This is a genomic window from Macrococcus sp. PK, from assembly GCF_022501545.1.
Lineage (GTDB): Bacteria > Bacillota > Bacilli > Staphylococcales > Staphylococcaceae > Macrococcoides > Macrococcoides epidermidis.
The window spans coordinates 51526-73167 of sequence record NZ_JAEPRF010000002.1 but is presented as its reverse complement, the minus strand read 5'-3'; the positions used below and the strand labels follow the sequence as shown (position 1 = coordinate 73167).

Sequence of the window (21642 nt, the reverse complement as noted above, 5' to 3'; positions counted from 1 at the left end):
TTGAGGTTTTCCTCAAGGTAGTTTTATTTATTTCTTGCCTTCAATGTAAGCTTCTTTATAGTTATTAATACCAGAGCTGTTTACGACAACGCCTTTCACATATGGTTTATCCATAAATGCTGATCCACGTTGAATCACCGGAATTAAAGCTGCATCATCAAGTAACATCGTACTTGCTTCACCTAAAGCCTTCCAGCGTGCTTCAGGGTCTTTCAGTAACGGCCCTTTTGCATCTTCAATTAACTTATCGTAAGCCGGATTATTATATCCAGTATTTGTTTCAGTTGATAAGAATAAATCTAAGAATGTCATTGGATCTGCATAATCCGGGAACCAGTTACCATATGAAATATCATACTGCCCTTTTTTCTCTAAATCTAATTTTTGTTTAAATGGTTGTTGTTTAATCTTAATTGTTAAACCATCTAAGTTAGATTCTAACTGCTCTTTAAAGTACTCAGCATCTTTTTTCGCTGTATCGATATCTACTGTTAATAATTCTAACTCTAATTTATTGACTCCTAAAGCAGCTTTCGCTTTTTTCCAGTCCTCTTTAGCACTTTCTCTATCAAATTTTAAGTTTTCTCCACCTGCAATTTCAGAGAAGTCACTGCCGTCTGGTCCTTTATAGACATCTTTTGGTGTTAATTGATTTGACGCTACAGATCCATTATTTAAATTGTTCTTCACATACTTATCTTTATCGATAGATTTCGCTAATGCTAAACGTAAATCTTTATTCGATAATTCTTTCTTATGATCACCTTTATAAGAAATTCTGAAGAATGATTGCGCTGCAGATAATTCTGTTTTAAAGTCTTTATTAGACTTATATTTATCTACGTTTTCGGCAGATACACCCACTGAATCCACTTTACCTGTTTCATATAAATTCAATCCAGTTTGCACATCTTTAATCACTTTATAGTTGATTTCATCTAACTTCACCTTATCTTTATCCCAGTATTTATCGTTCTTAACGAGCTTTACGCTTTCTTCTGTTTTCCACTCTGCCATTTTAAATGGACCGTTGTATAACGTTGATTTTGCATCGATACCATATTTATCCCCTAATTTTTTAGCAAACTTTTCATTTTTAGGCATAAAAGTTCCGAAAGCGAGTAACCCTTTGAAATATGGCTGATTATTTTTCAGTTTAATTTCAAGTGTGTTATCATCGATTGCTTTAACACCAAGCTCTTCAGGTTTCTTTTCACCTTTGTTAATTTCCTGAGCATTCTCAATATCATACATAATAAAAGCATATTCTGAAGCAGTCTTAGGATCTACAACGTTTCTCCATGCGTAAACGAAGTCGTTCGCTGTAACAGGATCTCCATTCGACCATTTTGCATCTTTACGTAATTTAATTGTCCACGTCTTACCACCATCTGTTTCTTTTGGATCTCCTTCAGCTAATGCTGGAACCGGCTTCGTATCTTTATCTAAACGATATAATCCTTCCATAACATTCTCATACATCTGGAAACTTACCATATCAGTAGCCAGCGCTGAGTTCATCGATGGAATATCAGATGATGTTACTAAATTTAATACTTGTTTCCCCTTACTATCTTTATCGCCGCTCCCCCCACTACATGCAGCGAGTACACTTGATAATACTAATATAAATGCAATTAACCATGAATAATTCTTCCTCATGCTTTCTCCCCCTAAATGAATAAAGTACTAACTTAAAATTATTTTATATTAAAAATTCTGATAATTCAATCTTTTATTAAAATAAATTTTTATGTATAAAAAAACAGTAAGCGTCTGCTTACTGTTTATAATAGTAACGAGTAAAGTACTTACCCTCTAAATTTAATCTTTGATAGTCTTTTGCAATACCGCGTGCGTTATGATGTGCCCAGCGTACATCTGTAGCATATTGATGTTTGCCAGGATGATTTGGATTAAAGCGCATGCCGTACAAAGTATTTTGATGTGCTTTAGATATAAATTCATCTTTAATGAATTTCGCACCACCCATCACAGCTTTCTCAGGTGTATCCCATCCTTCTTTAAAGGCAAACTTCGCCGCTTCATTTACCGGGTCATGATCATACGCACCAATACCGAAGAAATTATAATATTTCTTATCACCTTTACCAACGCGTCCTTTATCATCGACTTTAACCCCACGCGCTAGTTCACTCTTACCTTTACCTGTCTCAAGTAACGCATGATTGACCAGATAGATTTCATTGATATCTTCAATACGACTCGCTTTAGCGAATGTTGTACCGAGACCATCTAAAGTGCCTTTCCCTTTAAGTAGGGTATTTAATTTAGCAGCAGCTACTTTCTGACTCATGCCAAGATTTAAAAACTGGTAACGCTGTTCAGGGTGATGATAGTATTTTTTAGGATTTAAATAATAATCAATCTGTTTTTTCGTCGCATTTTTCCACACGACGCCATTAGAGAACTGAGCTGCACTTTTCATCTGTTGATTCAATGCAAATTGATATGAATGTGGCATTTCAACTTTATAATTCATCATTTTCTTTTCGTATTGTTTAATCGAATAACCTATCATTAAATAAATGATGCATGCAATGCCGCAAAGTATCAATAACAATATCATTTTATTTCTTTTTTCCTGTCGTTTAGTAATTTTCGCCATCGTGTACTCCTAATTTAATCTATTTAATTATTTATTATACTATAACTCTTTTTGTGAAATTAAACACATATAAAAAAAGACGAGACCTAAGTCTCATCCAATCTCTATTTCGGATAGCCAGGCGCAAGTACTGGTTTACCTTCACTATCCACTATCGGTGTTAAACCAGCACCATAACCCATTGCAGCGTACAAATATTGCACACCTGTTTGTTCATCAGTAATGATATAAGTACTCATCATCTTTGAACCTTTATCTGAACCATCTTTAATATTTGAAAATCGTTTATTTTCACGAGACATTATTTTTCCCCCAGTGATTTGATAAATAGTAACATCTGTCCTGCATCGAGTGCTCTTTTGTAATCAACCTTTGAAATATTAGATAAATTTTCCGCTTCATAATGATGACTAGAAACGTCTTTACCTGTGAAGAATGCTTTAATCTTGTCCGGCATATTACCATCAGCACTAACATAATTAACGTCCTGATCAATCAATGCCAGTCCGTCTATCTTACTTTTTGAAACGATAAATAAATCACGCGTATCAATACCTTCTTCTCTTAACTGTTCAATCTTGCCATGTAAAGGTTGTTCACTTGTGAAAGCATCTACAAATTTCACGTTAATCTCCTCCAAAGCATTGTGTTACCTTACTATTCCCATAACAACTTATTATGAAACAAAACTAGTTATTTTACGTAAGAAGATTTAAATAATATTTTTAAGTTCTAATAAATTATGGATACGATATTTCGCCTTACTCTCTTTATTCGAACCGAAATAACAGGCATCAATACCAGCATTGATGGCACCATAAATATCTGAAGTTTCAGTATCACCAATCATCAGAACTTCTGATAAATCTGTAATATTTAATGATTCTATAATCACATCGAAAAAGGCTTTCTGAGGTTTCTCGTATCCTACTGCTTCTGAAATAAATTGATGGTCGAAGTATGAGATAATATTTGCATCTGTCATGCGACGCATCTGAGTATGTAACACACCATTTGTTGCTGAACAAATCACATAACCCTTCGACTTAACGTATTCAAGAATTTCAATTGCATGTGGCACAAGCTGATGATTTTCATTGATACCAATTCTAAAGATATTCTCTTTCTCCTGAGGATTTACATTAATCCCTTTCTCGCTAAAGAACACCTCAAAACGTTTCGTCAGCACCTCTTGTTTCACAAGTTTACCCTCTTCAAGTAAGCCCCACATCGATTTGTTAATCTCTGAATAACGTTTAAAGTTTTCCTCACTATCATCAATCCCTTCAGAATCAAACACAGCACGAATCGCTTCTCTTTCACCTTTGCTGAAATCAAGTAACGTATTATCTATATCAAATAGAATATATTTGTACATTGTTAAACCTTCTTTGTTTTTTCTTCTATTATATTATAGTTGTCAATAATATCTATCAGCATAATAATAACCTAAGCATGGGCTTAGGTTATTATAAAAGTTTATTTAACTAAAGAATCCGCAAATACCTCTTCACTTATCTCTTTTATCAGCTGCAATTTTTTCCATTGATCTTCTTCAGTGAGTATATTCCCTTCTTCTGTTGATGCAAAGCCACATTGTGGACTTAAACTTAATCGCTCTAGAGGGATATATTTTGTTGCTTCCTTAATTCTTTCTTTAATCGCTTCTTTATCTTCTAGCTCAGGAAACTTAGAAGTTATCAAGCCTAACACAACTTTCTTCTCTCCACTTACTTTTTCTAGAGGCTCGAATCCACCTGCGCGTTCTGTATCGTACTCTAAATAATAGCCATCGACATTTTCTTTACCAAATAACTCTTCAGCTACTGTTGTATATGGTCCGCTTGATGCATAATCAGATTTATAATTACCACGGCAAACATGAGTATTTATGATTAAATCATCTGGCGCATTCGCAATGACACGGTTATTAATCTCTAAAATTTCCTGAATCAACGCTTCGCTAGATTTATCCGTACCTCCACCTTGTCCATGAATTTTTTCTCGAATTTCCGGTGAGATATGAATGCCCCATGAACAGTCATCCAGTTGCAGAACTTTTAATCCTTCTTTATGTAAGTCATCGATTACCTGTTTATATGTTGTAACGATATCATCATATAGTTCTTTTTTATCCGGGTACACAGCATCTACTGTCTCTTTTACACCAGGTCGTGTTAATTCAACGAGTAACTGCGCAGGTGCAGGTATTGTCTGCTTTACTGTTAAATGACTCGGTGCGTTATTTCTTACAAATTTAAAATGCTCAACGAACGGATGATCTTTCCCATTAATTTTATCCACGAACTTTACTGAATCACTACGTGTTTCAATATTGTTAAACTGATAACCATGATCTAGCTGCTGCTGTTCAATACCATTGAATCCAAAGAAGAAATCCAGATGCCAGTAACTACGTCTGAACTCACCATCCGTCACTGTTTCATAACCAAGTTCATCTAATTTTTGAATTAACTTTAAGATTTCTTCATTTTCAATTTTTGTCAGTTCATCCTGCGTAATTTCGTTATTTTTAAATTTTTCACGTGCCACTTTTAATGCTTCCGGTCTTAAGAAACTGCCTACATAATCGAATTTTGGTTGTTTGATTGTATTAGTCATATTGATCATCCTCCAGTAAGTTTAATTTTTTGTTTATATATATTTGCATGTCGTACATATCACTATCAGCCATAATAAAAAACCCCACACTCCTTTACACTTTAGTAAAGGGTGAGGGGTTTCCCACGGTACCACCTTTATTCATATAGCCATCACTGACTATACCTCATTGAGTACAAATAATACTCTGACGTTGATAACGAGCGCCAATCCTCGGACATAACCTACTAGAATACGTTCAGCATGCAACTAAAGAGGCCATTTTCAACTTAGTTCAAACACTCCATCTCACCACCTGAAGCTCGCTGTAGAAATTCGTAAGTTTACTTTCCTCTGTACGTTTTGTAAATATTGAATTAATACACATTATAAGAACGATGTTTCTATTTGTCAACAACAATTCTGAAAATTCTTATTTTTAAATTGGATTTTGGTGTGGTACGCGCAACTTTTGTTAGATTCTTACTTTTGGTGCGTGAGAATGTAAGCAGCCATTTACTTTTTTATACAATTATTGCCCACCCCTAAAACAAAGTGGGCACCTTATTACTTTTTTATACAATTATTGCCCACCTCTAAAACAAAGTGGGCACCCGATTACTGTTTTTTACAATTATTGCCCACCCCTAAAACAAAGTGGGCACTTGATTACTTTTTTATACAATTATTGCCCACCTCTAAAACAAAGTGAGCATCTTTTAACTTTTTCTTCTGATGCCTGGCTATCTGTAACGTGTAAAAACCTTATGAAGTTTCCTTAATAAAACTTAAAGTACAATTCTTGAAGTTTTTAATTCTAAAAGTTGTACTCAATCATTATTTTAAAATTAAATATGGAGTTTTATAATGAAAATAGATAGTGAGGTGAGACAATGCAGTTATCTGAACTCAACTTAAAAATTTTAGATATTTTAATGAAGCAACAAATAATATCTATTCGAGATTTGAACTATCAATTAAATATTTCCAATAAGAAATTAAAATATGAATTGGATAAAATATCAGACACTTTTAACATAATAATAAATAAAGAAGAAGTATTAATTAATGACACTAAAATATTTAATCAAAATTATTCAGCAATAAAATATCAAGATATTATATTTACTGAAGATCAACGAATAAATATTTTATTGTTCTATTTATTATTAGAATCTGATTATATCTCTATAGAGCATTTAATTAAATTTGGAAATGTATCAAGGAATACTATTTTACAGGATATAAAAGTATTAAAAGATCAAGTTAAAAATTTGAATGGTATTTTGGAATACAATAGAACAAATGGATACAACCTAAAAATGAATGCTGAAGATAGAGATTTATTATTTATAAATCTTGTTCATCAAATTGCACCAAAGTTTTTCGCAAATTATCTAGTATCATTTATTGCAAATCAAGAAAAGATAGATTTAGATACAAAGTATTCGAATGATATTAGTAATATAGAAACACAACTAGCTCACTCTTTTAGTGATAATCACAGAAAGGCAATTCAATTCGCATTATTTATTATTGATAATAACTACTTTAAATCAAAATTAGATAACGAACAATTAGAAATAAAGAGCAATCAATTTGAAAAAGAAAATCATATAAGCGGATTCCATCCACTTGTATTACTTATGATCCAAAGTACAAGTATGATTACGAATGACTCACACCCAACTGATAAATATTCAGAACAATTAATTTTAAGATTTATTCATAATTTTGAAATTTTTAGTGGCGTAATAATAATAGATAAAGATAAGTTAATTCAACAATTAATTCGTCATTTCTATCCTGCTGTCTTACGGGCAAAGTATGGGATAAATACTATAGTAAATACTGAATCACTTGTTCAATCATCATTATTACCAATTATCACTTTTACAAAGCGTGCTATAAAAAACTTAGAATATGAACTTGAAATCAAATTTAGTGATAATGAAATTGTTTTATGGGCTCTTTATTTTGCTGGTGTAATTCGTAGTCAAGGAAACACGGTTACTAATCATGAAATTGCAATTGTTGCCTGCCCCAATGGCCTGGCCATAAGTCATTCACTTACACAAAAACTTAAATCATATTTTCCATCACTCATCTTTCTGCCTCCTACTTCTATTATTAAGGTACAAGAACTGAGTGATCAAGTAGATATCATTTTTTCAACACACGCTATTGAAAGTGAAAAACCAGTTTTTTTAATTTCCGAGTTGTTGACAGTAAATGAATTAGAATATTTAAATGAAAAATTAAATGAAAATATGAATATACCGTTTAGACCTAAATATTCTATCAATGATTTAATGGATGTTATCAATAAACATGCTGAAGTAAAAAACGAAAAACAATTATTTCAAGCTATTAAAGAATTATTAAAACCTAAGTACTACTTTAAGGAGGGTTATCAACCTATGCTAAAAGAATTGCTAACAGAGGAATTTATACAGATTAATCTCGATGTAAATACATGGGAAGATAGTATTGAAAAAGCTTCTTCTCCACTTCTAGCTAGAGAGATTATTAAAGAGTCTTATATTAAAGCAATGATACAATCTGTAATAGATCTTGGTCCATATATTGTTATTATGCCTGAAATAGCCATCCCTCATGCACGTCCTGAAGATGGTGCAAATGAAGTTGGTTTGTCATTTGCTAACTTTACTAAACCAGTTATTTTCCCGAATAATAAACCTGTAAAAGCTATGATTGTATTATCTGCAAAAGATCAAAATACTCATTTAAAAGCACTAGCAGAAATGACAGAAATCCTTGGAAATGACGAATATTTAGAAATATTAAAATCTGCTAAAAATAAAAAAGAAATCATTAAATTGATAAATAATATTAATTTATAAATGGAGGAAATTAAAATGAAAAAAATATTAGTTGTATGTGGTAATGGATTAGGATCAAGCTTCATCATGGAAATGAACGTAAAGAAAGCATTAACTGAACTTGGTAAAGACGCAGAAGTGTCACATACTGATTTAGCATCTGCTAAAACTGAAACTGCTGATATATTTTTAGGAGCCGAAGATATCATGGGGAATCTAGAAGACGGTTCAAGAACTATCGTTACCTTACAAAACGTTATGAATGTACCTGAAATAAAAGAAAAATTATCACCACTTTTATAAAAAGGATGTGGAAAAAATGCTAGATATATTAATGAAAGATATATTAGGTACACCAGCTATTCTCGTGGGATTATTTGCTCTACTAGGCCTTCTATTACAAAAGAAGGATATTGCTAGTGTTGTTTCAGGCACACTTAAAACTGTTATGGGATTCATTATTATTGGTGCTGGTGCGAATGTTATTATAGGCTCATTAGATATTTTTGGGAAAATGTTTGATGCAGCATTTCATGTTAAAGGAATTATTCCAAATAATGAAGCAATTGTAGCTGTTGCACAAGAAAAAATAGGTACGGCTACAGCAATGATAATGGTTTTTGGTATGATAATGAACTTAGTATTTGCTCGCTTTACAAAATTTAAATATGTCTTTTTAACAGGTCATCATACACTATTTATGGCATGTTTAATTGCAGCAACTTTGTCTGTTTCGAACTTAAATAATTTTGCGATAATAGCAATAGGCTCTGTAATCTTGGGGCTATGTATGGTGTTATTTCCTGCGTTATTACAACCTACAGTCCGTCAAATTACAGGTTCAGATGATTTTGCAATTGGTCATTTTGGATCAGTTGGATATTTTATTTCAGCAACAATAGGAAAAGTTGTAGGCAATAAAGAAAATTCAACTGAAACTATTAAAGTTCCTAAATCATTAGGGTTTTTACGTGATACATCTGTTGCTGTTTCACTAACTATGACAATATTATTTTTAATCGTTGCTTTATTTGCTGGCCCTGGCTATGTTGAGAAAGAGCTATCTAATGGTTCCAACTTTTTAGTATTCTCTTTCATTCAAGCCATCACGTTTGCTGCTGGAGTATACATTGTTCTCGCTGGTGTACGAATGTTAATTGCAGAAATTGTACCTGCATTTAAAGGTATTGCTGATAAACTAGTACCGAATGCGAAGCCTGCGTTAGACTGTCCAACTGTTTTTCCATTCGCACCTAATGCAGTAATTATTGGTTTTTTATTTAGTTTCTTAGCTGGAATTATTTCGATGTTTATATTACCTATCTTAGGTCTTAAAGTTATCGTTCCTGGACTTGTTCCTCATTTCTTCACTGGAGCAACAGCGGGTGTATTCGGAAATGCTACTGGCGGACGACGTGGAGCAATCTTCGGATCAATTGCTAACGGATTAGTAATTAGTTTACTACCTGCACTATTATTACCGCTTTTAGGAGACTTAGGTTTCCAGAATACTACGTTTGGTGATGCTGACTTTGGCGTTGTAGGAATATTAATCAGTGCAATATTGAAATTATTTGGAGCGTAAAAATATATATAAGCTATCATTAAATAATAAAGCATCCACAGTAGAATTTTACTGTGGATGCTTTATTGTGTTTAATATCAAAATAATCTGTTTAATAATCTTATAATCTACCAATCGCATCCGCAATCGCTGTATCACCATTGACCACTTGGAACTCTTTGCCGACAGTATTGTCATTCTCAATAACCGTCTTCAAGACTTCGGACACGTCTGCTCTTGTGATCTTAGCAACTTCTAATGTTTCTGCAACTTTGACAGTACCAGTTTCAGCATCGTCTGATAAGATTCCTGGATGAACAATTGTATAATCTAGTCCAGCTGCTCTTAATACGTTATCAGCATAATGCTTTGCTACAACATAAGGTCTGAAACCAGCATCAGCTTCTTGAATTGCGTTACGTGTTGTATCAAACGAACTCACCATGACAAAACGTTTAATGCCAACTTTCTTAGCTGTATCAATCGTTTTCACGGCAGCATCTAGATCAATCAGCATTGTTTTATCAGCACCTGTACTACCACCAGAACCTGCTGTAAATATTACGCTATCGACATCTTTAAATACACTTTCATATGCTGGTAGATCATCTTCCAAATCTAATATTCTCGCTTCGACATTTAATCCATCAAAATATGGCTTTTGTTCATCCTTGCGAATGACCGCGATAGGTGTTACATCACTATTCTTCGCTAACTTCTCAACAAGTTGTTTACCTACCTGTCCATTTGCTCCGATAATTAATGTTTTCACTAAAAATCACCCTTTCGAATTTGTACCATCATTGTACAGCACACAATACAAAATTCAATTTATCTGTTTATATCAAAAAACCATCACATTTTGTGATGGTTATAAATTAATGCCGCTTTGGTTATTATTTAGTACTTGAGCAGGTTTCTCACCTAGTTTTTTCTGCATTTTATTATCGACGGTTTGATTAGCATCTGGATTATATTCACTTGTCGCATGTTTCGGTGGATATGTACTCTTTGTTTCTTTCCTTTTACGCTTGAAAAACTTTAACATATTGACACCCCTATATTATTTTATACACATATAATAGCTAAAATTTCATAATAATTCCATCTTTATTCTGTTATTTCAATCTGATTTCCTTCAGGATCTTTGATACAACTTTCATAATATCCATCACCTGTCGTACGAGGTCCCGAAATATGTTCACATCCTGCATCAATCAGTGTTTGTGTTAATTGATTCACTGTCTCTTTACTTCCAACACTCATCGCTAAGTGTGTAAGTCCGTATACCCATAAATCATCAGATGCTTCATTCACACCAGGACGCGTCATTAATTCTAAACGGGCACTGTCTTCAAAAGTAATAAAGTATGTCTCTAATCCAGTCTTTGGATTATAATACTTTGAATTCGCTTTTCCGTTGAAATGGTGACAATAAAATGCCTTCATCATCTCTAAATCTTTCACATACATCGCAACATGTTCAATCTTCATGATAGAATCTTCATCTTTCTTAATTCTTAATATAAATTTAACATATCTTAGTGTATAATCATAAAAAAAATATAAAGGGGTTACCACAATGACAAATCTAAGACTCGTTCGACCTACACTACAATTCAAAGAAGATATCTTAAGATACAAGCAAGAATTTAATGCGAGAAAAGAAGTAATCCACGGTTCAACGTCACTCCACAAATTCGAAGATTTCGACGAGTGGTTTAACAAAATACAGTATAGTGATAACCTCGAACGTATTCCTCATGGCATGGTCCCTGCAACGCAATTCCTATGTGTAAATGAAGATAATAAAATAGTTGGCATGGTAAATATCCGACACTACCTCAATGAACATTTATTAAAAATTGGTGGGCATGTCGGTTATTCTGTGCGACCTGATGAAAGAAGAAAAGGTATCGCAAAATGGATGCTTAAAGAAAGTCTAAAGTTCTTACAGGAAAAAGAAGTTGAGCGTGCTTTGATTACATGTGATGTCGATAATATCGGTAGCAGAAAAACGATAATTGCGAACGGCGGGAAATTTGAATCCGTTGTTTATGATGAATATGATGATATTGATGTTGAACGTTACTGGATTGACATCAAAGGAGTAAACTAAAATGGATAATATAACCATAAATACTTTCACAAATACGGTTTCAATCAATCCTTATGATCACTCAGCAATGTACTATTTACTGCAAAGTGAATTTCCTGACACAGAATATATCCCACTTAGCAATACATTTAAACAGCTGGAAAAGATTGTACTAAAAGAAAACGAAGGATATTTCGAAGGGAGTATTGAGTTAATCGTTAATAACAAAACTATAATTCCAAGAGATATTACTTCAAGCGACTTATATCTACTATGGTATGATTTATATTTAACAACAATTCAACAATCCCATGATTTCGACTATCTGGATATTAATTATAAAGTAATCACCGAGATCATTGACGATAAAATTAATATTGAAACGCATGACTTAGTACTGACGGAAGAAGGTAAAAGACTAACTGAAAATGATTTAGTGACGGATATTAGTCAATATACAAAAAAAGAAATCAGCAAAGTATCTTGTACGTTTGAATCATATCAACAAGCAGTTCATGATGGACTTACATTATTCTTTGAACATCTCAATCATGATTTTAAACGTAACGCGTTTGATAGTCCGTATTACTTTGAATTAGAAAAAATTTATAAAAGATTACAACAAAATTTAAAAAAGCAAGATTCCATTAGTACATGATGGAATCTTGCTTCTTATTATATTAATTCTTCGAATTTCTACCTTCGTCTCTATTGATGAATATATTTGCGATTCTGCCGAATATATCGTTATTAAAGTCCGCTCCACCAAAGGCAGCTTTTGCATAAGTGTCGTCTTCTCTACCTTTTAAACCTGGTGTATCATAATTTGTATTGCCAGTACGACCTGCAGGATTGTGTTCACCATGATGTTTCGGTGGCCAGTGATTATTCTTCTCAGTCATAACACATTCTCCTTTGCAAAATAAGATATATTTCTTAAATGTATTATACCATAAATAGAGATTAAAACATAAAATGTAAATTTTTTTATCGAAAAACGATAATTTTTATTGTAATTCGATAAATTTAATGTTATATTTTTATTGTAAAACGATAAAGGAGAGATTGATATGAATAAAAGCATTGCATCTTTAAAATTTACAAAGTATTTCGTTCTATTCACAATTATTATCACACTACTAACAACATTTCTGACAATTTCAGATTTCTTATCAAGTCCCATCAGTACTAATCTATGGACCTTTACAAATCGTGGTTTATATTACTTTTTGGTCTATATTATTCAATGTATAATATTATTAACGATATTAATAAATACATACCAGCTAATGAAAAAAGTTGACGTTGCAGATTATTTTAATACGATCAATCATGATAAGTTATTTCTTATTGCGACATTAACAATATCATTTGGTGCATTTAATTTAGTTAAGAAATACCTAAACGCACCGGTAGAATATTTAATATTATTAGATACTACGGTAGAAACAAATCTGTTATTATTTATCTTAGGTATTGTCATTATTACCTCATTATTTATCTATGAAGCATCAAGTAAAATTAAAGAAGAACATGACTTAACGATTTAGGTGTACACGATGATCAAAATAAAGTTAGATGAAGTATTAAAAGAACGTAATGTTTCTTTAACAGAGTTATCGAACGCAGTTGATGTCACCATTGCAAATCTTTCAATCTTAAAGACTGGAAAAGCAAAAGCAGTGCGTTTCAGTACTTTAGAAGCAATTTGTGATTACCTTGATTGTCAGCCTGGTGATATTATCATCAATGAAAAGAAGATATCTGAATAATTTTCAGATACCTTCTTTCTAGTTATTTGCCATCCAGCTTTGATACTTAATACCTGACGCTTCACAACCCATTCTGTCACCATCGCGATCAAATTTAGATTGATACGAAATGTGACTATCCGTAATACCATAAGGATAATATTGTTTCACTTCAGTACAATTAGCAAGCACTTTAGGTGCACCAGCTTTATAGCGAGAAGTTGGATAACCAGCACGAGATGGTGTTGGTGATTTTTGAACTGTGCTCGTATTATTCGTTGAAACAAATCCAGATACATTACTACTTGTCGTTGATTTAACAGGTTTAGCAGTTTCTTTATAAATATATCCCTCACCTAATGGATTTACATAACCTTTAATTGACCATATTTTATAATGCTTCTGTTTCGCATGTGATTCATTTGTCTTTAATAAATTTAAGTAATATTTCTGTGTATATACGTAACCTACACGCGCATAGCCATAACGCACCATTTCTTTATTAACTAATTTGCCGTTTGCATAAAGATATACAAGATGACGACCGTACTTATCTAACTTCTGATTGTTGTCATATTGAATTTGGAGTTTACCGTATCTCATATAATTCTCTAAATATTTTGCCGCTTCTTTGGCATAAGGTTGAACAGGCTTTTTCGGATCTTTTGATTCTGGTGTGTCGATGAGTAACATACGAATCTTAATCGTCTTTTTACCAAGTTTTACGTACGCTGTGTCACCATCAACCACTGAAACGTATTGTACATTGTATTTCGATGACAATGCCTGTGATTCTTTTTGTGGAACGAGTATAAATAATAAAATTATTGCAATAAACATTTTTAACACTTTCATAAAAATTCCCCCAAATGAAATAATCTACTTAAAGTAAGTATATATGATTTATTTGTAATTGGGGTAAATATTTCTAAAAAAACAGTACTTAAAAATAAGTACCGTTAATTTACTACTATTCTATTGGTTCATATGATTTAAAAACTTCAATTTCCTCTATGTGATTACCATCTCTTTTAATAATTTTAAATAGATAGTTATCATGATAAATCTCATCTTTATTTTCACTGATAAATGATAACATCCAGCCACCGATAGTATCGACATTATCTACCTCAAATTGAACACCTAAAAGTTTTTCTACATCACTAATTAATACACTTGAATGCATCTTATAATGATTATCATCCATTCTAATTATCTTTTCTTTCTCATCAGCATCAAACTCGTCACGGATTTCTCCGACAAGCTCTTCGATGATATCTTCTATAGTAACCAATCCACTTGTACCACCATATTCATCCATTAGAATTGCTAAGTGTACTCGATTTGCTTTCATCTTATGCAGAAGTTTAGTTAAAGCTACTGTTTCAATTTCTCTCATAACTGGATGAATATAATCCGTTAATTGCTTCTCTTGTATAATCTTAATATCTTGTAATGTAAAATCAATAAAATCTTTTATATGAACATAACCTACAATATTATCTTTATCAATTTCATATACTGGATATCTTGTATAACGTTCGTGCTGTATCATTTCTATGACGTCAATAATATTAGCATTGATATCAATCGCAATAATTTCATTTCTTGGTGTCATTACTTCTCGAGCAACTTTATCATCAAACTCAAATGCGTTATTAATTACTTTAAGCTCATTGATATTGATTTCACCAGATTGATAACTATCTGCAAGTAACATACGTAATTCTTCTTCAGTATGGGTTAATTCATGTTCTCCTACTGGTTTAATACCGATTGCTTTCAATAATAATCTTGCTGAACCATTTAATAACCAAATAAACGGATAAAGTATTCTATAGAAGAACATTATCGGTTTACTAAACGCCAATGTCACTGCTTCTGCTTTCTGTATCGCAATTGTTTTCGGAGCTAACTCACCCACAACTACATGTAAAAAAGTAGCGATAATGAATGCAGCAACTAAAGTAAAAATATGAATTAAATCAGTTGGTATGCCCATCATCTCAAACATAGGATGAAGGATAAATTCAAACGTCTTTTCCCCAACCATACCTATACCTAATGCTGTAATTGTAATCCCTAATTGACAAGCACTTAAATATTCATCTAAATGATTTACTACTTTACTAGCAGATAAAGCGCCTGGCTTGCCTTCATTAACAAGCTGATTTAATCTTGAATGTCTTACCTTGACGATTGCGAATTCTGTTGCGACGAAAAATGCGGTTAAAATGATTAGTATCGTAAATATAAGTAAATTTATAATTGTTTCCAATAATATATTCTGTCAAATGACAGAATACTCACCTCCATTAATTTTGTATAAATAATAGTAATGTTTTAATTAAAGCTAAATCTTTCTTGGCTAAAGATCTTGCTTCGGTTATATCTTCAGACTGTGCAATATGCTTAATATCATGTTCTAATTGATTCATCTTTAATCTTAAATCTTGAATATCTATGACTTCATATGATGTAAATTTATTTTTAATTTCATTTAAATGCATACCTTCTTGTTTAAGCTGCTCAATTTCCTTAATTCTGTTTACCATTGTGTTTGAATAATATCTGTAGTTTGATTCACTTCTATTAAATTCTAATAATCCAAGATTGGTGTAATAATCTACCGTTCTATTTGTTACACCTGCTAATTTAGCAAGTTCGCCTATTTTTAATATGTCCTTCCCAATTAGCTCTCCTCCATCCAAACCATCACGTGATAGTTTATATATTAAAGAATCTTTAATCTAACCTCAATAAATATGTATATATATCTGCAAAATATTTTTATAATTGTGAATATTTTTGACACAAAATAAAAAACACCCTTTTCAGGGTGCAATTCAATCATTAGTGTTCTAAACCTAGTATCAATATATCTTGTACTATCTTATTATCGTCAAACTCTACTCTAACCATAAAACCATTTGTTTTATCGTTATCATAAGTAATACTATTTGCTTCTGTTTTATCTACCTTGCTCTTCCACCCTTTAATTAAATCATCAACGTGCACATTTTGATCAGCTACTTCTAATTTAATGCCCATAACTGTTTCGCCCCACATCTCGAATCCAAAATTACCGAATTGTTTAAAAGCTTCATCCTCACCATAATCTCCTAGAGGTTCTAAATCAGGTGCATAGTCTCCAAGCTTTATACCGTTAATCTTAAATGCTGCGGTACATACTTGATATGCAAAATCAAAGTTTGTAATGTCAGGGAAATTGTAATATGCAGTGCCATCACGCATTTCTATATTTGGGTCATCTGGTGATTCAGCATTTTCAATATCTTCTGGAGGTGCTCCTTCACTAAATATTCCTTCAGTAATAGTAAGTTGCTTAACAATCATCGAATCTATATCTGCCAAAATAGTAATATAGGTACCATTATCTAAATTATAAATTCTTGAATGTCCTCCACCAAATGCTAATCTGTCACTTGTTATATTCCATTTTTCAACTAATTCATCAATCGTTACACCTTGTTCAGCTACTTCAAGAGTGATTGCGTGGATTGGAAACTTGTTATTACTTACACCTTCACCACTATTTAAATCAAATCTGAAATTATCATATACTGTAAATCCTTCCCCACTCTTAGGAGAATCAGGTTTGAAATCGGTATATGGATTTTTATTAGTCGATTTTAATAATCCAAAGCCATCTATATTGAAAGTATTCTCTTTAATTGACGAACCAAATTCTTCTGATAAAATATCAGGAATATTATAATGAGACACCCCATTAACTAACGTTAACTGACCTTCTTTCGTTGATTGCTGGGTATCCTTATCCCTATCTTCAGTAGTAACGGCTTCTTTCTTCTCACTATTCGATACTTTCTTATCCTTTGTATCGTCTTGTGATGTATTACTTTCGATTTTTGTTGCATCTTTTTCTTTCGTCTCTTCTTCTCCACAGCCACTTAAAATTAATGAAAAACTAGCTAAAGTAATTAAAAATTGCATACTTTTCTTCATAATATTTATCTCCTATGATAATATTTGGTAACTATTTTTATTTAATTATAATAAATTTTTATTTCTTATTACACTATATTTTTAATAAACGTCGGAGATATCATGATTGAAATACACTTTACAAATCTATTTTTTATCATCACAATAAAAATATAACAACACTATGAGGTGGTAATAATGAACCCTTTCTATTTGTTTTTAATATTATCCTTGAACTTATTCCTTGGTTTTTTCATTAAAGAAAACGGATCCGATATTATGTTCCATTTGATCATGAGTAACCTCTTTACAGCATTTTTATTCTCTGACGAAAAGAAAAAACAAACTTTATTATCTAAAGATTATTACATGTATATTTTCATCCATATAATCTATAGTGTTATTTGCGTAACTATTCTGAGCATCTTTTTTAATTACTGGATTAAAATCGGATTATTCTTAATGCTCTTTATTATTGTTACTACTTATCTAAAATTTATTAAAAATAAATAAGCCCTACTAATGTAGCGCTTATTGTAATTCTGAATCAATGGGATTTATTCGTGTGATAAGCACAATAAATCCCATTCTTTTTCTAAGTGCTCATGTTTATCCATGCTCCTAATATTCCTTCTCAATATCCATCGACTGTGGCCAGCCGGATATAGATTGTTTCTTATCGAGTAAACGCAATAAATTCATATCTTCATTTGTAATCTTAAAATCAAAGATATCAATATTATTCTTAATATGTTCTAAGCGTGTAGACTTTGGAATAACGACAACCTGTTCCTGGATTAAGAATCTTAACATAATTTGTGCCGGTGACTTCTTATATTTATTTGCTAATTCTTTCACGACTGAGTTGCCTAATAAAGCACCTTCTCCAAGTGGCGACCATGCTTGATGAACTATATCTCGTTCTGATAAATACTGATGTAACTTCTTCTGTTGAAAATTTATATGCGTCTCTACTTGATTCACTACAGGTTTCACAGTAGCAATATTTAGTATTGCTTCAGTCTCTTCTGAATTAAAATTTGATAAACCGATTGCGCGGACACTTCCGTCTTTCACGAAACTTTCTAATGCCTGATAGGTACCAATACTATCATTTGTCGGCCAATGAATGAGTACGAGATCACAATAATCGACTGCAAGCTTCGTAAATGAATCGTTCAATGCAGCAATCGTCGCATCATATCCATCAGACATTACTTTCGTCGTTAAGAAAATATCTTCCCGTGTAACACCAGACTTATGAATAGAATGACCAACCGCCGCTTCGTTATGGTAATATGCAGCTGTATCAATTAAACGATAACCTGCTCGAATCGCCTGCTCCACGTACTTTCCGATATGCGTATTGTCACTTAAATATGTACCAAACCCCAGTACCGGCATTTCCATTCCGTTATTTAACTTAATCGTCTCCATCCGTATCATCTCCTTATCCTCTATTATATAACAGCATTTATATTTCTAATAATCTTAGCAACGCTCAATAAAATATTTATTACTAAAACTAAATATATTATCATTTTCTTTTTTAATACATATGTATTAAAATAAGATTATATTATTTAATACACGTGTGTTAAAAAGGAGATTAACGATGCCGAAAATAGTAAATCATGAAGCAAAAAAGCAACTAATATTAGAAATTGCCTATCATAATATACAGGAACTCGGTAAACAAGGCACATCTGTTAGAAGTATAGCCAGTGCAGCGAAAATGACACCTGGCCAAATCAGGTATTACTTTCCAAATCAGTCTGCATTACTTTCAGAAATACTAAATATGCTTACTGAATCAATTGAATCAAATATCAAATCAATATTTATGGACCGAAAAATACCTCTTGAAAAAAGAATTGTCGATGCGATATTACTAACAATGCCGCTCGATAAGAAAAGAACTGCGGATATGATCGTGTGGTTGGCGGTACAAGAAGAAAATAGCACAATTGATGAAAACACGATGAGTGATGAAATCTATGTATTAGTACAAAAATCTTTTGAACTCTTGCATCAAAATAATAAAATAAAGCCTTCAATCGACAAAGAAAAAGCCATCACAAAAATGCATGCTTTAATTGATGGATTAGCGTTACATAAACTTTATCAGCCGAAACAATTATCAAACACTTTAGTAGAACAAATCATCACGGAAGAAATTCAATCATGGATGGAGTGAGTAAAGTGAACAAATTATCAAAAATTATTTATATACTCTCGTTCTCAATTATTCTGTTCTCTTGTCTTTACGTTCAATCTAAAACTGAAGGATATATTAAAGTAAGTGCTGATCATAATCACAAAATACATTTTCTGCTAACATGGTTCCCAAGTATTATCGGTATTCTACTAATTCTTATAACTTCAAAACCAGCCAATAAATTCAGTACATTAATAGATACAAATGTAAAGTCAATCAAATTTTTTATTTTATTATCAATTGCATTAATACTATTAATGATCATTACGCCGAAATCCATTGTATTTAACCTATTTTACATTTATAAATTATTACTTTTACTAATTATACCTATGATATTTTTCTATAAGGAAAATATAAACATATTAAAATCAACAAAAAAACAGAGACTTTGGTTGATACCGTTAATCATATGTATCGCTTGGTACATCACCTATATCATCGTTAACTTTAACACATTGACACTACATAAATATAACATTCCATATGACTATTTAATTATAGGCGCTACTATTTCATTCATTTTAAATGCAGTATTAGAAGAACTATTTTACCGATCATGGTTACAGACGCGGCTTGAACCATTGCTCGGCTTTATACCAGCAATCTTTATAACAAGTATATTGTGGGCTTTATGGCATATGGGAATCCAATATCATTCAACCTTTTTACTCACCTTTGCAAACGTCATTGTATTTCACAGTATTACCGGCATCTTCTTAGGATTATTGTGGTTAAAATATAGAAATATCATCATAAACATATTCGTTCATGGATTATTAAACTTTCCTATTTATATCGTTACGTATTGGTTGAATTAAAGATAATAAAATTTTCTTCGTCAAAGCCAAAATATACAAATAATGTGTCATAATAAAAATGGGGTGTATTACAAATGGAATTTTTATTAAAAGTGTTGGATTTCTCACTCGTACAGTTAGCTAACTGGATAGGCGTAATTGATAACTTTACAATCAAAAAAGCAAAGAAGAATAGACTAAAAAAACTATTCAAAATTCAAAGGTAATTGTAATCATCGAAGTAGTGTTTTAAACAAACATTATTACGACGGATAATATCAATTTTAAGTTGGAGGTCTCCAATGCGCAAACTAGAGGTTGTTCCGTATAATTCTGAATGGCCAAATAAGTTCCAGAAAGAAAAAATCGCACTAGCCCAAATTCTGAACGATGAACTGATTAATATCCATCACATCGGAAGTACTTCAATACCTGGTCTAATCGCTAAACCCATTATCGATATATTAATCGTTGTAAAAGACATTAATAAAATCGATGAATATAACGCTGCGCTTGAATTAATTGGTTACGCGGCAAAAGGAGAAAATGGTATTCCTAATCGAAGATATTTTCAAAAAGGTGGGGATAATAGAACACATCATCTGCACATCTATGAAATGAATGACTTTAATATTACAAGACATATTGCATTTCGGGATTATCTAATCGCACATCCAGAACAAGCCAATCGATATGCAGATAAAAAAATAGCGTTAGTTAATCAAAATGCCTCTGACATAGAAGTATATATAGAAGGCAAAAATGATCTCGTAAAAGAATTAGAGGAACATGCGATTGAGTGGTATGAAAATTAACGTCTTTGATTTAAAAGTTTTTTAATGATTAAAAATGGTGAAATTATAAATGCAACTACTTGAACAAGCGATCTTACAGCTTTAACTTTTAATGCGAATGCACTAGCATCCATAGCAATCAATGGATAGCAGACCAATGACAATATAAAGTATCCTGTAACTATGTTATAAGGAAAATGCCAAGGGTTAAGATGATAAATGTTTCCCATAGCAAATAAATACAATCCAAAAAATGCAATACTTAGTATAATTGTAATAATTCTAAAGAAAAAGTTATCAGATTTCATCCAAATTACTCCTTTACATATTTATATATAATCATAAACATATATGCTAAAATATGTATATATTTTATAA

At 31.9% G+C, this 21642-nt stretch carries 26 protein-coding genes and 1 other annotated feature; of the genes, 10 read left to right on the top strand and 16 right to left on the bottom strand.

Features of this window, described 5'->3' with window-relative positions; translation table 11 throughout:
* Positions 1-27: 27 nt before the first annotated feature.
* From JJJ02_RS00680 to JJJ02_RS00655, 6 genes are all read right to left on the bottom strand, one after another.
* Positions 28-1662, bottom strand: a complete 1635-nt coding sequence (locus JJJ02_RS00680; protein WP_240836804.1) for a peptide ABC transporter substrate-binding protein — start codon at positions 1660-1662, stop codon at positions 28-30.
* A 118-nt stretch (positions 1663-1780) separates the two neighbouring features.
* On the bottom strand, positions 1781-2629 hold the full coding sequence (locus tag JJJ02_RS00675; protein ID WP_111716470.1) for an N-acetylglucosaminidase: 849 nt from the start codon (positions 2627-2629) through the stop codon (positions 1781-1783).
* 104 nt (positions 2630-2733) lie between these two features.
* Entirely contained in the window at positions 2734-2931 is a 198-nt protein-coding gene (locus JJJ02_RS00670) for a DUF6440 family protein (RefSeq protein ID WP_239242578.1), read from the bottom strand.
* Positions 2931-3254, bottom strand: coding sequence for a general stress protein (locus JJJ02_RS00665; RefSeq protein WP_239242579.1), 324 nt, complete (start codon positions 3252-3254; stop codon positions 2931-2933). The genes JJJ02_RS00670 and JJJ02_RS00665 overlap by 1 nt, the downstream gene beginning before the upstream one ends.
* An 87-nt stretch (positions 3255-3341) precedes the next feature.
* Entirely contained in the window at positions 3342-4007 is a 666-nt protein-coding gene (locus tag JJJ02_RS00660; protein ID WP_239242580.1) for a YjjG family noncanonical pyrimidine nucleotidase, read from the bottom strand.
* 101 nt (positions 4008-4108) lie between these two features.
* The gene (locus tag JJJ02_RS00655; RefSeq protein ID WP_239242581.1) at positions 4109-5251 is read right to left on the bottom strand and encodes a 5-methyltetrahydropteroyltriglutamate--homocysteine S-methyltransferase; all 1143 of its coding nucleotides are present in this window, start codon (positions 5249-5251) and stop codon (positions 4109-4111) included.
* Positions 5252-5355: 104 nt separating this feature from the next.
* Positions 5356-5598: a binding site (T-box leader), on the bottom strand.
* A gap of 525 nt (positions 5599-6123) precedes the next feature.
* On the opposite strand from JJJ02_RS00655, the gene JJJ02_RS00650 reads away from it, so the two are divergent.
* The 3 genes from JJJ02_RS00650 to JJJ02_RS00640 are packed head-to-tail and all read left to right on the top strand — an operon-like array spanning position 6124 to position 9658.
* Positions 6124-8094: a BglG family transcription antiterminator gene (locus JJJ02_RS00650; protein WP_240836802.1), complete on the top strand. Its 1971-nt coding sequence runs from the start codon at positions 6124-6126 to the stop codon at positions 8092-8094.
* Between the two features lie 15 nt (positions 8095-8109).
* Complete coding sequence (locus JJJ02_RS00645) at positions 8110-8376, top strand: PTS sugar transporter subunit IIB (protein ID WP_239242583.1); 267 nt, start codon at positions 8110-8112, stop codon at positions 8374-8376.
* Positions 8377-8392: 16 nt separating this feature from the next.
* Positions 8393-9658, top strand: a complete 1266-nt coding sequence (locus JJJ02_RS00640; RefSeq protein ID WP_239242584.1) for a PTS ascorbate transporter subunit IIC — start codon at positions 8393-8395, stop codon at positions 9656-9658.
* Positions 9659-9758: 100 nt separating this feature from the next.
* Here the strand turns inward: JJJ02_RS00640 and JJJ02_RS00635 are convergent, their stop codons facing one another.
* The 3 genes from JJJ02_RS00635 to JJJ02_RS00625 all read right to left on the bottom strand — a co-directional run bounded on the left by JJJ02_RS00635 (position 9759) and on the right by JJJ02_RS00625 (position 11131).
* Positions 9759-10409 carry an SDR family oxidoreductase gene (locus JJJ02_RS00635; RefSeq protein WP_240836800.1) on the bottom strand — a complete coding sequence of 217 codons (651 nt, stop codon included), beginning with the start codon at positions 10407-10409 and terminating at the stop codon, positions 9759-9761.
* Positions 10410-10508: 99 nt separating this feature from the next.
* Positions 10509-10685: a hypothetical protein gene (locus JJJ02_RS00630; RefSeq protein ID WP_158554216.1), complete on the bottom strand. Its 177-nt coding sequence runs from the start codon at positions 10683-10685 to the stop codon at positions 10509-10511.
* Positions 10686-10747: 62 nt separating this feature from the next.
* Positions 10748-11131, bottom strand: coding sequence for a VOC family protein (locus JJJ02_RS00625; protein WP_240836798.1), 384 nt, complete (start codon positions 11129-11131; stop codon positions 10748-10750).
* A gap of 88 nt (positions 11132-11219) precedes the next feature.
* Between JJJ02_RS00625 and JJJ02_RS00620 the strand changes: the two genes are divergently transcribed.
* Both JJJ02_RS00620 and JJJ02_RS00615 read left to right on the top strand, forming a co-directional pair.
* Positions 11220-11756, top strand: a complete 537-nt coding sequence (locus JJJ02_RS00620; RefSeq protein WP_240836796.1) for a GNAT family N-acetyltransferase — start codon at positions 11220-11222, stop codon at positions 11754-11756.
* Position 11757: 1 nt separating this feature from the next.
* Positions 11758-12393 carry a hypothetical protein gene (locus tag JJJ02_RS00615; protein ID WP_240836794.1) on the top strand — a complete coding sequence of 212 codons (636 nt, stop codon included), beginning with the start codon at positions 11758-11760 and terminating at the stop codon, positions 12391-12393.
* 22 nt (positions 12394-12415) lie between these two features.
* Here JJJ02_RS00615 and JJJ02_RS00610 read toward each other — a convergent pair whose 3' ends face one another.
* Positions 12416-12637 carry a hypothetical protein gene (locus tag JJJ02_RS00610; protein WP_240836792.1) on the bottom strand — a complete coding sequence of 74 codons (222 nt, stop codon included), beginning with the start codon at positions 12635-12637 and terminating at the stop codon, positions 12416-12418.
* Positions 12638-12805: 168 nt separating this feature from the next.
* On the opposite strand from JJJ02_RS00610, the gene JJJ02_RS00605 reads away from it, so the two are divergent.
* Both JJJ02_RS00605 and JJJ02_RS00600 read left to right on the top strand, forming a co-directional pair.
* On the top strand, positions 12806-13285 hold the full coding sequence (locus JJJ02_RS00605; protein WP_240836790.1) for a hypothetical protein: 480 nt from the start codon (positions 12806-12808) through the stop codon (positions 13283-13285).
* A 9-nt stretch (positions 13286-13294) separates the two neighbouring features.
* Positions 13295-13507 carry a helix-turn-helix domain-containing protein gene (locus JJJ02_RS00600; protein WP_240836788.1) on the top strand — a complete coding sequence of 71 codons (213 nt, stop codon included), beginning with the start codon at positions 13295-13297 and terminating at the stop codon, positions 13505-13507.
* Positions 13508-13525: 18 nt separating this feature from the next.
* On the opposite strand, the gene JJJ02_RS00595 is transcribed toward JJJ02_RS00600, so the two are convergent.
* From JJJ02_RS00595 to JJJ02_RS00575, 5 genes are all read right to left on the bottom strand, one after another.
* Positions 13526-14341 (bottom strand): thermonuclease family protein, encoded by an 816-nt coding sequence (locus tag JJJ02_RS00595; RefSeq protein WP_240836786.1) that lies wholly within the window; start codon positions 14339-14341, stop codon positions 13526-13528.
* Positions 14342-14456: 115 nt separating this feature from the next.
* Positions 14457-15764, bottom strand: coding sequence for a hemolysin family protein (locus JJJ02_RS00590; protein ID WP_240836784.1), 1308 nt, complete (start codon positions 15762-15764; stop codon positions 14457-14459).
* 37 nt (positions 15765-15801) lie between these two features.
* On the bottom strand, positions 15802-16197 hold the full coding sequence (locus JJJ02_RS00585; protein WP_240836782.1) for a MerR family transcriptional regulator: 396 nt from the start codon (positions 16195-16197) through the stop codon (positions 15802-15804).
* Between the two features lie 142 nt (positions 16198-16339).
* The gene (locus JJJ02_RS00580) at positions 16340-17473 is read right to left on the bottom strand and encodes a hypothetical protein (RefSeq protein WP_240836780.1); all 1134 of its coding nucleotides are present in this window, start codon (positions 17471-17473) and stop codon (positions 16340-16342) included.
* A 600-nt stretch (positions 17474-18073) separates the two neighbouring features.
* Positions 18074-18889 carry an aldo/keto reductase gene (locus tag JJJ02_RS00575; RefSeq protein WP_240836778.1) on the bottom strand — a complete coding sequence of 272 codons (816 nt, stop codon included), beginning with the start codon at positions 18887-18889 and terminating at the stop codon, positions 18074-18076.
* A gap of 178 nt (positions 18890-19067) precedes the next feature.
* Between JJJ02_RS00575 and JJJ02_RS00570 the strand changes: the two genes are divergently transcribed.
* The 3 genes from JJJ02_RS00570 to JJJ02_RS00560 all read left to right on the top strand — a co-directional run bounded on the left by JJJ02_RS00570 (position 19068) and on the right by JJJ02_RS00560 (position 21285).
* On the top strand, positions 19068-19649 hold the full coding sequence (locus JJJ02_RS00570) for a TetR/AcrR family transcriptional regulator (RefSeq protein WP_240836776.1): 582 nt from the start codon (positions 19068-19070) through the stop codon (positions 19647-19649).
* A gap of 5 nt (positions 19650-19654) precedes the next feature.
* Positions 19655-20491: a CPBP family intramembrane glutamic endopeptidase gene (locus tag JJJ02_RS13400; protein WP_240836775.1), complete on the top strand. Its 837-nt coding sequence runs from the start codon at positions 19655-19657 to the stop codon at positions 20489-20491.
* A gap of 281 nt (positions 20492-20772) precedes the next feature.
* On the top strand, positions 20773-21285 hold the full coding sequence (locus tag JJJ02_RS00560; RefSeq protein WP_240836773.1) for a GrpB family protein: 513 nt from the start codon (positions 20773-20775) through the stop codon (positions 21283-21285).
* Here JJJ02_RS00560 and JJJ02_RS00555 read toward each other — a convergent pair.
* Complete coding sequence (locus tag JJJ02_RS00555; RefSeq protein ID WP_111716434.1) at positions 21282-21572, bottom strand: hypothetical protein; 291 nt, start codon at positions 21570-21572, stop codon at positions 21282-21284. The two genes, JJJ02_RS00560 and JJJ02_RS00555, sit on opposite strands and share 4 nt — an antisense overlap.
* Between the last annotated feature and the right edge of the window lie 70 nt (positions 21573-21642).